Origin of the sequence: Halomarina oriensis, assembly GCF_009791395.1 — an archaeon.
Taxonomy (GTDB): domain Archaea; phylum Halobacteriota; class Halobacteria; order Halobacteriales; family Haloarculaceae; genus Halomarina; species Halomarina oriensis.
Genome location: NZ_WSZK01000008.1, coordinates 21,483 through 33,486 on the forward strand (window position 1 = coordinate 21,483; position 12,004 = coordinate 33,486).

General features: G+C 64.8%; 13 protein-coding genes and 1 pseudogene. 4 read left to right on the forward strand and 10 right to left on the reverse strand.

What is annotated here, in order from left to right; genetic code table 11:
* Positions 1–31 precede the first annotated feature (31 nt).
* The 10 genes and pseudogenes from GQS65_RS03365 to GQS65_RS03405 all read right to left on the reverse strand — a co-directional run bounded on the left by GQS65_RS03365 (position 32) and on the right by GQS65_RS03405 (position 8,136).
* On the reverse strand, positions 32–982 hold the full coding sequence (locus GQS65_RS03365) for a carbohydrate ABC transporter permease (protein ID WP_158203264.1): 951 nt from the start codon (positions 980–982) through the stop codon (positions 32–34).
* Positions 979–1,974, reverse strand: coding sequence for a carbohydrate ABC transporter permease (locus GQS65_RS03370; RefSeq protein ID WP_158203265.1), 996 nt, complete (start codon positions 1,972–1,974; stop codon positions 979–981). The genes GQS65_RS03365 and GQS65_RS03370 overlap by 4 nt, the downstream gene beginning before the upstream one ends.
* Positions 1,975–1,995: 21 nt before the next feature.
* Complete coding sequence (locus GQS65_RS21565) at positions 1,996–2,262, reverse strand: hypothetical protein (RefSeq protein ID WP_233265007.1); 267 nt, start codon at positions 2,260–2,262, stop codon at positions 1,996–1,998.
* A 4-nt stretch (positions 2,263–2,266) separates the two neighbouring features.
* Positions 2,267–3,322 (reverse strand): annotated as a pseudogene (locus tag GQS65_RS03375) (ABC transporter substrate-binding protein); the annotation flags it as partial.
* Between the two features lie 163 nt (positions 3,323–3,485).
* Positions 3,486–4,109, reverse strand: a complete 624-nt coding sequence (gene gfcR, locus GQS65_RS03380; protein ID WP_158203266.1) for a transcriptional regulator GfcR — start codon at positions 4,107–4,109, stop codon at positions 3,486–3,488.
* Complete coding sequence (locus GQS65_RS03385) at positions 4,106–4,339, reverse strand: hypothetical protein (RefSeq protein ID WP_158203267.1); 234 nt, start codon at positions 4,337–4,339, stop codon at positions 4,106–4,108. The genes gfcR and GQS65_RS03385 overlap by 4 nt, the downstream gene beginning before the upstream one ends.
* Positions 4,340–4,434: 95 nt before the next feature.
* On the reverse strand, positions 4,435–5,559 hold the full coding sequence (locus GQS65_RS03390; protein WP_158203268.1) for a DUF5305 domain-containing protein: 1,125 nt from the start codon (positions 5,557–5,559) through the stop codon (positions 4,435–4,437).
* Between the two features lie 45 nt (positions 5,560–5,604).
* Positions 5,605–6,768, reverse strand: a complete 1,164-nt coding sequence (locus GQS65_RS03395; protein ID WP_158203269.1) for a signal peptidase I — start codon at positions 6,766–6,768, stop codon at positions 5,605–5,607.
* 76 nt (positions 6,769–6,844) lie between these two features.
* On the reverse strand, positions 6,845–7,351 hold the full coding sequence (locus GQS65_RS03400; RefSeq protein ID WP_158203270.1) for a DUF1102 domain-containing protein: 507 nt from the start codon (positions 7,349–7,351) through the stop codon (positions 6,845–6,847).
* A gap of 215 nt (positions 7,352–7,566) precedes the next feature.
* Complete coding sequence (locus tag GQS65_RS03405) at positions 7,567–8,136, reverse strand: hypothetical protein (RefSeq protein ID WP_158203271.1); 570 nt, start codon at positions 8,134–8,136, stop codon at positions 7,567–7,569.
* A 397-nt stretch (positions 8,137–8,533) separates the two neighbouring features.
* On the opposite strand from GQS65_RS03405, the gene GQS65_RS03410 reads away from it, so the two are divergent.
* The 4 genes from GQS65_RS03410 to GQS65_RS03425 all read left to right on the forward strand — a co-directional run bounded on the left by GQS65_RS03410 (position 8,534) and on the right by GQS65_RS03425 (position 11,916).
* The gene (locus GQS65_RS03410; RefSeq protein ID WP_368279789.1) at positions 8,534–9,079 is read left to right on the forward strand and encodes a DUF7344 domain-containing protein; all 546 of its coding nucleotides are present in this window, start codon (positions 8,534–8,536) and stop codon (positions 9,077–9,079) included.
* The gene (locus GQS65_RS03415; protein WP_158203272.1) at positions 9,076–9,726 is read left to right on the forward strand and encodes a hypothetical protein; all 651 of its coding nucleotides are present in this window, start codon (positions 9,076–9,078) and stop codon (positions 9,724–9,726) included. The genes GQS65_RS03410 and GQS65_RS03415 overlap by 4 nt, the downstream gene beginning before the upstream one ends.
* Before the next feature lie 39 nt (positions 9,727–9,765).
* Positions 9,766–11,001, forward strand: coding sequence for a mandelate racemase/muconate lactonizing enzyme family protein (locus GQS65_RS03420; protein ID WP_158203273.1), 1,236 nt, complete (start codon positions 9,766–9,768; stop codon positions 10,999–11,001).
* A gap of 468 nt (positions 11,002–11,469) precedes the next feature.
* Positions 11,470–11,916, forward strand: coding sequence for a DUF7344 domain-containing protein (locus GQS65_RS03425; RefSeq protein WP_158203274.1), 447 nt, complete (start codon positions 11,470–11,472; stop codon positions 11,914–11,916).
* Positions 11,917–12,004: the final 88 nt, after the last annotated feature.

A 12,004-nucleotide genomic window follows, 5' to 3' on the forward strand; every position in this document is an offset into this window, starting at 1 on the left:
GTAATCACCTCTATCTCTCTCGGTCGTCATCCTATGCGGCCACCCCGCGTGCGAACTTGTCGCCGAAGAAGACGTAGACGACCAGCGTCGGCAACGCCGCGACGAGCGCCGCGGCCATCCGCAACGGGAAGTTCGTCCCCGACTGTGAGACGCCGATGCCGACCAGTTCCTGCGTGACGACCGCCGCGTCACCGAACTGGACGATGGTGAGCGCGAACAGGAGGTCGTTCCAGATCTGTGTGAACTGGTAGATGAACACGACCGCGAACATCGGAATCGACAGCGGCAGGACGATACGTCGGTAGATTCGCGTCACCGACGCGCCGTCGAGTCGCGCCGCTTCGAGCATCTCGTCCGAGAGCTTCTTGTAGTGCGCTCGGAACAGCAGCGTGCAGATGGGCAGGCCGTAGGCGACGTGCGTGACGATGAGCGCCACGAGCTTCCAGTGATACGGTTCGATGATGGGCAGCGCCATCCCGACCGGTTCGAACATCGTCCGCAGCGGGACGACGTTGTACCAGAACTGCGTCAACGGGACGAGCACGGCCTGGTACGGGATGAAGATCCCCGCGACGAACAGCATGTAGATGGCCAACTGGCCGCGCCAGTGGACGTTCGTCAGGCCGTAGGCGGCCATGCTCCCGAGCAGGCCCGAGAGGACCGTCGCCGGAATCACGAGGATCATGCTGTTGAGCAGTCCTTGACTCAGCCCCGAGACGGCGTTCTGCCACGGCTGAATCGAGAACTCGCCGGAGTTGGCGACGAGCGGTTCGAGCGGCGGCAGGAACGGTGCTCGACCGGTGTAGCTGGCCGGGTCGGTGAACGCCGTCATCACTCCCGTCTCGATGGGCACGAGGTAGAACACGCCCATGGCGAGCAGGATGGCGTACAGCACGACCCGTCGGAGACCGTAGCCGCCGAGCAGTCCCGTCTCTCGGTCGGTCTCGTCGGTGGTGCCCTCCGTGGCGACCTGCTGGCTCATAGCGCCCCCCGCCGGTACTGCGAGTAGATGTACGGTGCGACGATGAACAGCGCCATCACGAACAGCACGACGGCGATGGCGGAGCCGTACGCCCAGTTGCTGTTGGCGTACGCCTCACGCACCATCCGGGTGGCGAGGATATCCGCCGAGGGACCGGGCTGGTAGCCGCTGTACATCGAGAACAGGAAGTCGAACGCCTTCAGCGCGAACACCGTGAGCACGACGAGCGCACTCACCGTCGCGGTCCGCAACTGCGGCAGGACGACCCGGCGGTACAGCCGGTAGGTGCTCGCACCGTCGACACGGGCGGCCTCGAAGTGGCTCGTCGGAATCGCCCGCAGCCCCGCGAGGTAGACGATCATCGCGTAGCCGCTGAACTGCCAGACGAGCGCGAACGCGACCGCCGCCAGTTTCAGGTCGGGGTTCTGGACGATCTCGACCGGCCCGAACCCGAGCGACGTGATGACGATGTTGACGAGTCCGGTCTCGACGTTGTACATGTAGAGCCAGAACTTCGCCGTGACGACGAACGAGAGGCTCATCGGGAGCAGGTAGACGGTCCGGAAGGTGTTCTCGAAGCGGATCTCCTGGTCGACGAGAATCGCCAGCAGGAGACCGAGGACGAGACAGAACACCGTGAACCCGACCATCAGCGCGACGGTGTTGCCCAGCGAGTTCCAGATGGGTTCGACCGAGAGGTCCGACCAACTGGGGGTCCCGCCCGTGAACGCGACGACGTAGTTCTCGAAGTCGAGGTTGGTGTAGTCCGGCTCCCCGAGTCCGGTGAAGTCCGTCAGCGACAGGACGATGTTCCAGAGGATGGCCCCGTAGACGAACAGGGCGACGAGCAGGAACGGCGGCAGCCAGAACGGTGCCGACCGGACCGACTCGCGCTGGAGGAACGGCGTCCGCTCGGCGGCCGTCCCGCCGTCCGTCCGAACGTCGTCGCTGTCGGACCAGCGGCGTCTGATGATGGATAGTGGGTTTCGCATGCGAGACGGAGTGTGACGGCGTTACTGGAACGCGCCGACGAGTTGTTCGGCGGTCGTCGCCGCGTCGTAGTTCTCCAGGAAGCCGCTGAACGCCGACCCGATGTTGGTCTGAATCGGCGGTGCGACGGCCAGCCCGTGCTGGATGGACGGTGGCTGGTTGTCCGCGTTGTTGAAGTCGTCGTACTGGTCCTGCTGGAACTGGCTGAGTTCGGAGACGTCGGCGTCCCCACGGGGGGGGAATCGACCCCTTCTCGGCGTTGAACAGGACCTGTCCCTCCGTGGAGCCACAGTAGCTGAGGAACGTCTTCGTCGCCTCGGGCGACGGGTTGTTGGCGAAGTACGGGAACGAGTCCATGTTCAGCTGGTAGCTCCCCTCCGTGCCGGGGTAGGTGACCTGGTTCCACTGCTCGCCGTAGTTGAAGCTCTCGCTGCTGCGGTAGGCACCGGCCGCCCAGTCACCCTGGTGGATGAACGCGGCGTCGCCCTCCATCACCATCGTGTTCGCCTCGGTGAAGCTGATCGAAGAGGAGTCGCCGGGGTAGTACTGTTCGAGCTCGACGACGTTCTCCAGAGCGGACTGAACCTGCTGCTGGTCGCCCTCGCCGTTGGTGAACGCCTCGTAGCCGTCGATGCCGGCCTGCCCGAGGAGGATCGTCTCCCAGAGCTGGACCGTCGACCACGCGCCGCTGGTCTGCTGGGCGAACGGGACGGCGTCCGTCTCGCTGGCGATGGTCTCACACGCGCTGACCACGTCGGCCGGCGAGGAGAGCGACGTCGGATCGACGCCCGCCTGCTCGACGACCTCGACGTTGTAGAACAGGTTGTTGATGCGGTGGATGTTGAGCGGCACCGTCACGAACTCGCCGTTCAACTGCGCCTGGGTCCGTGGCCCCTCCAGATAGTTGTTCTTCAGGTCGTCGGTCCAGACGTCGCCGTCGATGCTCTCGTAGGCCTCCCCGAACTTCTCCAGGGTCTTGCCCGGCCACGTCTGGAACGTGCTGGGTGGCTCGTTGCTCTGGAGACGGTTCGAGACGACCTGGTCGAGGTTGCCACGGGCGGCCCCGTTGACCGGCTCCTCGGCGAACTCGACGTCCGGGTGAGCCTCCTGGAAGCCGCCGATGAGCGCCTCGATGGCGGCGCTCCCGTCACCGGACGACCAGGCGTGGAGCAGTTCGAGCTGTTCCATGCTCCCACCGCCGCCCGAGCCGTCGCCACTGCCGTTCCCGCTTCCGTTCCCGTCGCCGCCGTCTCCCCCGAGACAGCCGGCGAGACCGGCGATACCTGCAGCGCCCGCACCCGCCAACACGCGCCGTCGTGAGACTCCGTCGTCTGTGTGCTGCTTTGCCATTGTGTTTCCCCTTGTGAAGGTTGTTCGTGCAGTACAGCGCCTCCCACTTAATTATTAGCTCCATTAACTACATTCCGAAGAATATTTTTCGGGACGCCGGACGGGGAGGCGTCGTCCACGAGGAGCGACCCGATACCGAAGGCGAGCGGTACCGAGCGGCGTCTCAGACCCGGATGACCTGAATCAGCGAGTAGACCGGGACGCCTTCGACCTCGTCGACACCCTGCTTGTCGACGAGGACGGCACAGGCCACGGGATTCCCGCCGCGTTCCTCGACGGCGGAGATGGTCTCGGTGAGCGTCGTCCCGCTGGTGACGGTGTCGTCGACGACGATGCAGTCCCTCCCCTCGACGGGCGCGAAGTTCCGCGAGAAACTGCCGCCGAGGTCCTCGATGTCGCCCTCGTCCCACTGGTGCTTTCGCGGGGTGTAGGTTGCGAGGTCCGATTCGAGGTCTCGCGAGACGACGGTCGCCAGCGGAACGCCCGCCTTCTCGACACCGATGGTGACCTCCGGGACGCCGCTCCGGTCCTGGACCATGTCCGAGATGGCCCTGCCGACGAACTCCAGTCGGTCGCTGTCGGTGCCGACGGCCGACCAGTCGACGTGTACGTCGGTCGGTTCCCGCGGTACGTCGTCGGCCGTACCGCCGGTTGAGGTGTCGCCACGCTCGACGAGCCATCGGGCCGTCTCACGGGAGACGTTCAACTCGTCGGCGATCTCGCCCTTCGAGAGTCCTTTCTGTGCCAGTGCCGTCGCGTTCTCGATGAGGTCGTCTACGTTCTTCATAGCGTGCTGAGTTCGATGGCCGTCTTGATAGTCGAATCGTCGTCGCGGCCGGCGTACCCGCCGTCGTCGGGCGGAACCACGCCGAGCGTCTCGACGACCGGCCCCGAGTGCGAGGCGTTCGAGTCGACCGACCCGACGGACGACTCGGCCGGTTCGGTGACGGGGCGTGGCCGCTCGACACGTCGAAGGCCGTGACCGTCGCCGTCCCGGTGTGTCGCTATCGCGTCCATGCGGAGTTCTACCGTGTGAAAAGCTGATTCGCTTCCGAGTTAAGCCTTCGTGTCGGGGACGGAACCACGATTCGCCGCTCGCGGGGAGGCGACGACTACTCGTCGTCGCTCGCTGGCCGGTCGTTCCGGCCGGGGGTGTCGTCGCCGTGGGCCGACGTCGCGTCCGCGGGCGGGTCGTAGACGTACAGCAGGTCCGGCGTGACGACGTAGTAACTGCCGTCGTCGGGTGACTCGACGACGCCGGTCTTCGAGTCGATGGCGAAGTCCACCAGGTCCGCGAGCGAGGCGGCGTGCGCACGCTCGCGTGCTCGAACCGACTCCGGCAGGCGAATCGTCGTGATCCACTCGTCGAACTCCGCTCGGTCACCCTGGTGGCGAAGTCGTTCACGTTCGTCGTCGCTCAGCCGTACCCCCTCCCGCCTCGTCCCGACGAGTACCGCCCCCAACAGGAGCAGTCCGCCCATCGTGAGCATCGGCCCACCGAGGGTGAGTAGCGGACTGCGAGCGGTCCGGACCACGGTCGTCTCCATCCGGTCGTGGCGTTCGACGCCGTTCGAGACGTTGCCGACGCGGTACGCCGTCCCGAGTTCGACGGGCAGGTCGTAGGTCCGCGTTCGGTCGACCTGCTGGCCGTCGACCGTCCCGGTCCGACTCACGACGGTCCGGACGAGCACCTCCGACTGTCCGACGCTTCCCCCGAGTCGGTCTTCGATCATCTCGGTCCGGTTCGACACCGCGCTCACGTTCACCGCGAACGGGACCGTGACTCGCTCGCCCGCGTCCACGCGTTCGACGGCCGGGTCGCTCAGTTGCGTGGTCCGCTGCCAGAGCACCGTCTCGTTCCCGCTCCGGGACTCCTCGACCGCTCTGACGACGAGCATCGACTCGACGCTCACCGTCATGTTCCCCTCCGACCCCGTGTAGCCGTAGCTGAACGTTCCGTTGAGCCACGGCGCGATACTGCTGAAGTACGTCGAGCGGTTGTGGAGCGTCGTCCCCGTCTCGTAGACCGGGTTCGGTTCGACGACGACCGCCGAGTGACTGTAGCCGCCTCGCTCCTCCCACGAGGAGGCGACGACCTCCCGAGTGTCGGTCGCCGGTGCTGCGTACCCCGTGTAGGTCAACCAGCCACCAAGCACGACGACGACCACGAGTATCCCGGCGACGAGCGCCGCGTTGTCCATCACCGCCTGTCTGAGACGAAGTGTCCAGTCCGACATCTGAGGTAGCGTTCGAGAATGTGAGATTAGTTACCGACCGATTTATCAACCGACCAACCGCTTGAACCGCCGTGTCACCGTGCCGAGAAGTCCCCCCGTGTTTCGCGTTCGCTTCCGGATGCGTCCGCCGGGCGCGAACGGGAGCGTCAGCGCGAGGAACCCACCGGCGAGCAGCGCGTCGATGGCGACGATGGGTGCCCACGGGTGGACCCGGTAGAGCGAGTCGACGACACCCCCCGGCAGGACGGCGAGGTAGCGGTGCTCGACGAGATACCGCCGGTAGTAGCCGGTCTCCGGTGGGGCGAAGAGGGTGACCGCCGTGCCGACGGTCTGACCGCCGCCGACGTAGAGTCGCTGCTGACTCACCGCGATACCCTCGCTGGCGGGTTCGACGTACACCTGCTGTGGGACGAGGCCGCCGTTGAACACCTCGTAGCTGTGGGTCTTCGACTCGCCCATCGGGACGACGTTGGGCCGTTCGGACTCGAACTCCGCGCTGACGACGCCGTACTGCTGTGTGCCACTCGGTGCGACCATCGCCGCCGTCGCGCCGACGACGAGGAGCGTGGCGAACCCGACGAGCACGAGACGCATCGAGACGCCGGTGTCGCGCTTGGTGATACGCTTCGCGCGCTCGCGGGTCGCTCCCTCGCGGTACCAGTCGAACGCGTAGAACAGGAGCGCGCCCGCGAAGAACAGGTACGCGAGCCCCTGTGTTCCCAGTACGGACCCGGTACCGAGGAGGCTGGCGAGCGTCCCCTGGACCGTCCGGAGGACACTCTGGATGCCCTCGACTGCGGTCCCGAGGTGGGGGATGACGACGACGTTGCCGTTTATCTGCAGGGCTTTGGCGACGATCTGGGCGTCCTTGACCGGGGGTTCGCGGTCCGATTGGTCGGTGAACGGGTTCGCGTCCCCCTGCGTGATGTAGCCGCGGTCGGTCTCACCGACGATGCGGTGGGTGGTTATCTCCGCGCCGTTGATCTCCTCTGGTTTGAACACGACCACATCCCCCTCTCTCACACTCCCTGCCACGCTACTAGGAACCGATACGAATCCGTCACCCGGACTCATCGTCGGTTTCATGCTGCCGGTCTCTACATACCCCAGGAAAAACGGCTGTCCGAGGAGTGAGCCAGTTACGATCAAGACTGTCGCTAGTATCGTCGCAACGATCGCTAAACGGGAGAGGATCGATCGCACGTTCATTGGCGGCGTCTGTTTCTCATTCGGATGGTTCCAGTCCCGAAGGAACGGTTTCGGGCCGTGTGCCCGGAGTCACGTATCAGCCCTGCGATTGGTCAGCTTTGATATTGATGGTCCCTGGTAGATCACCACCCATGTTGAATATTATCACGTTCACGCTGAGACTACTACCTGGGCCCACGGCGGTAGCGTTTCCGGATCCTTCGATCGAGTTCGAGAACCCCGAGCCCGAGTACCACTCGACGTTGTTCGTGCCGTCCGACTCGTCATCCTCAATCCACACACCCACCGAGTTCTCCCCGGCGTTCGTGATCTCGAAGACGCCAGTGAACGAGTAATCAGAGTTGACGTTGATACCACCGCCGTCGGCCGTCGAGTCCCCGTTGAACGTCAGCTTGAGTTGACCGCTCGAATCGTCTGCGTACGCACTCGTTGCGTCCAAAGCGAGAAACGCGTTCGTGTCGTCGACAACCGCGATACCGGCGTTACGCTCGATGTTTGCGAAGTTGAACGCACCGGTCCCCATTGCAGCTGCCCCCGCGGCAGCGAGCGATCCTGCACCAAGTAGGAATTTTCGTCGTTGCATCGGTCTTCACTGCGCGCCGTCGTGGCACGCGTCACCACCACCTGTCGACCATATGCTATTCAGAATACACAGCGACGCAACGCCAAGAGGGACTCCGGGGATACGCAAGAGACGGCCCCCGCCGACTCAATAGACACTCTCCACACGCTGTACACCGAGACTTACCGCGGTACGAACGGCGAGACCAGAACGGTCGGAGGCCTCGTTTCGATCGGTCAGGCGTTCGAGTCCGTCCCGTCGGCGGTGATGGTGAGCGTGTCGGGCTTGGTGAACCCGTTCGGGTTCCCGTCGTTCGGCCCGGTAGCGAAGAGGAAGACGAAGTTGATCTCCACGTACTCACCCGGTCCGAGTTCGACCGACCCACCGTCGTCGAGTCGGGTCGGACTCCCGCCACCGGAGGGCTGGGCGAAGATCTGGAGCGTGTCCTCGTAGCCGCCGTTCCAGTCGGGCGAGTCGTCGATGGTGAGCGTCACCGGCGCGCCGGTCGTGTTCTGGACCCGGAACACGTCGTCGAACCGCGAGTCCATGTTCGGGTTCAGGCGGTCGAACGTCACCGCGAGTTGGCTGACGCCCTGACCGCCCTCCCAGCCGCCGCTCACGGGTTCTTCACTCGCGTACGGGCTGGTAGGAATCAGGCTCAGGTACGCGCCCGAGTCGCTCTCGAGGTCGACGGTCATCGACCGGTCGCCGTTGATGTACGCGCCCTCGAACGCACCGGTCCCCATTGCAGCCGTCCCCGCGGCGGCGAGCGATCCAACACCGAGTAGGAATCTGCGTCGTTCCATTGGTCTTCAGGGCGCACCGTCCGTGGCACGCCTCGATTCCGACGTGTTTCCGGTCCCGAGTAGGAACATACAGCGGATAGAGTGACAAACACTGTCGGGACTCTCCAATACGACGTACAGAACGCCCAATACACGTCGAGCGGGGCCTCAACAGCGACTACCTGTTGGCTCAATAGACTGCCAACGCGAACTGTAAGACCGACTTTACTGGTGGTCGTCACGTAGGACCTGTCCTAACACCGACCTGTCGAGGCACAAATTGTACACGGATACTCACTGATGCTGGACTCTGTTGGCTCACGACCGTATAACTAACTCCGAATACTCAACCGATTAGCACGACTCGGAGGGAGCTGAGACATGGCAAACGCGGAGGTCAGTGCGGCGGGGGGGGACAGTGCGAGAGTTGTCGGAGGACGACGTGTTCGACGTTCTCTCGAACCAGCGACGGCGGTACGCCTATCACTATCTGAAACACGCCGAGGCGGGCGAACTACCGCTCCGTGAGTTGGTCGACAACGTCGCGGCCTGGGAGTGTGGAAAGGAGGTCAACGCGCTCACCTCCACCGAGCGCAACCGCGTCTCGACGGCGCTCCACCAGTTCCACCTGCCGAAGATGGACGACTGTGGGTTCGTCGAGTACGACGACCGACGTGGTATCGTCTCGCTCTCCGAACCGGCGACGGACCTGGAGGTGTATCTGGACGTGGTCCCCGGGCGGGACATCCCGTGGAGCAGGTACTACCTCGGTCTCGCGGGGGTCAACACGCTCGTCCTCGTCGGCTGTCTCGTCGGCGTCCCGCCGATGAGTCTGTTGCCCGTCCTCTCGTGGCTGACGTTCGTCGTCGCCTCGTTCCTGCTCTCGGCTGCTGTCCACACGTTCTACAACCGACGACTTCGTATCGGGTCGACGACCACACCGCCCCCCGAGTTGGACCGATGACCGTCCGCGGCTATCACGTCCTGCTCGTGCTCGCAGCGGCCTGTCTCGTGGTGGGGTCTGGTGCGTTCTCGTCGGTGTCGGCAGACCGGGGGATGACCGTCGCCATCGTCGACGACGAGAGCGCGTACCTCGGTGTCGACGTCCCGGAGGAGGTGTTCGTCACGGGCGGCGAGAAGGTCGACGGGAACGGCGACTCCGTCGGTGAGGGGTCGGGCAACGGCGGTGGACAGGGTGACGGAGAGGTGGAGAGCGGAGACGAGAACGGCAAGGAGAACGGGAACGGTGGGCAGGCAGGAGACGGACGGGGGAACGGCCAGAACGGTGCCACCGACGAGTCGGGGCTTCGAGAGACCGACGTGACGCTCATCGAGGTACAGAACCGGTTCGGGTTCGACCTCGACGTGACGGTCACCGTCGACCCGACTGTGGACGGTGACGGACGGTTCCCGCAGGTCGGTGAGAGCGAACGAGCGGCCCCCTTCGAGGTGGCGTTCTCGCTCCCGTCGGGCGGCAGCGAGGCGGTCACCGTCCCGGCGACCTGCCCCGGAAACGGTGAGCAGTCCCGGACGGTCGAACTCGTCGTCGTTGCGACGGGGGAGTCGGGCAGCGTCGAGTTGACCCGTGAAGTCACCGTCACCTGCTCGTAGCTCACAACGTTTTACTAAGTTCCGAGTGAATAGCTCGTCATGAGTCGAGACTACGGGTCGCTGCACGACCCGAACGCGGAGTACACGATGCGAGACCTCTCCTCGGAGTCGATGGGTCTCTCGAACGACCGCGGGCCGCGCGACGTGGAGATCACCGACGTCCAGACGACGATGGTCGACGGCAACTTCCCGTGGACGCTCGTCCGCGTCTACACCGACGCGGGCGTCACGGGGACCGGCGAGGCGTACTGGGGCGCTGGCGTCCCCGAACTCGTCGAGCGGATGAAACCGTTCGTCGTCGGGGAGAACCCCCTCGACATCGACCGCCTGTTCGAGCACCTCGTCCAGAAGATGTCCGGCGAGGGCTCTATCGGTGGTGTCACCGTCACCGCCATCTCCGGTATCGAAGTCGCGCTCCACGACCTCGCGGGGAAACTCCTCGACGTGCCCGCCTACCAGTTGCTCGGCGGGAAGTACCGCGACGAGATGCGGGTCTACTGTGACTGTCACACTGCCGACGAGGCCGACCCCGAGGCGTGTGCCGACGAGGCCGAACGCGTCGTCGAGGAGCTGGGCTACGACGCGCTCAAGTTCGACCTCGACGTCCCGTCGGGCCACGAGAAGGACCGTGCGAACCGGCACCTCCGGAACCCCGAAATCGAGCACAAGGCACGTATCGTGGAGGCGGTCACCGAACGCGTCGGTGACCGTGCGGACGTCGCGTTCGACTGCCACTGGACGTTCTCCGGTGGCTCGGCGAAGCGCCTCGCCCGCGAACTGGAGGAGTTCGACGTCTGGTGGCTCGAAGACCCGGTTCCCCCCGAGAACCACGACGTCCAGCGCGAGGTCACCCAGTCGACGGTGACGCCCATCGCCGTCGGCGAGAACGTCTACCGGAAACACGGTCAGCGTCGGCTGCTCGAAGAGCAGGCGTGTGACATCGTCGCCCCCGACCTCCCGAAGGTCGGCGGGATGCGCGAGACGCGGAAGATAGCCGACGTGGCCGACACCTACTACGTCCCCGTGGCGATGCACAACGTCGCCTCGCCGGTAGCGACGATGGCCGCTGCCCACGTCGGGACGGCCATCCCGAACGCGCTCGCCGTCGAGTACCACTCCTACCAGCTGGGCTGGTGGGCGGACCTCGTCGAGGAGACGGTCATCGAGGACGGCTACATCGAGGTTCCCGAGAAGCCCGGTCTCGGTGTCACGCTCGACATGGACACCGTCGCCGAGCACATGGTCGAGGGTGAGAGTCTGTTCGACGAGGCGTGAGCCTCGTCGAGCCAGTGGTGCGTAGCACCACGCTGTTCGACCGAGCGAAGCGAGTGCGATAGCGTGGTCTCACTCCACGCCCCCGAGTACCGACCCGAAACCACGTGTCGGAAGCGCCGAGCACAATCGGAGGGTGGCACCGTGACAGTGGCTTATTTTCACGTCGCTGACGATGAGTAGAACACTGTTCCCGAGCCGTCGAGTTCGATACTGAATGGTGGACTTCGGTTTGGGTCCCCCTATCACGGTGGTCGCCGTCGAAACTCCGGCGGCGGTTATCGGTGCGCTACTCTCGTCCCCGATTATCGTCAGACCAACGTCTGACAGGCGCTGAAACACCGTTGAACTGCTGTTTTGAACAGTCCTGAACCGAGAACGATTCGAACGAACTCGGTGCAACAGGGCGCAACGGTTGCGATTCGGCAACGGAGTCACCGGTTTATCCCGGTGACCTTCATGGTGTAGTGTATGAGTTCACAGCGACTCACGGAGACCCCGTCCGAGACCGCTACCACGCCTACCGACTACGAGAGCGTCGACCGCGACGATGCCTACCACCTGCTCTCGAACGCGCGGCGACGCGCCGTCATGCGCTACCTCCTCGACGTCGAGGAGACGACCGAACTCGGCACGCTCGCCGAGCACGTAGCGGCCATCGAGAACGACTGTGACCCCGACGCGCTGTCGTCGGACGACCGCAAACGCGTCTACATCTCGCTCTACCAGGGACACATGCCGAAACTCGACCAACACGGTCTGGTCGACTACGACCAGGCGCGGGGGGTGGTGTCCCCGAAACCGCTCGTCGAAGCGTTCGCGCCGTTCCTCGACGAGAGACCGCTCTCCCGAGAGGAACCGGCGATTCAGGAGCCGAACCGTTCGTCGGGATTCATCTCCTCGCTGTTCGGTCGATAGGCTCGACGCCACCACGCCAGTGCGTGCCGTGCGTTCTCCTCGGTCTTCGCGGCGAACCGCCCCGAGTATCGACTCCACCTCGTGGCCG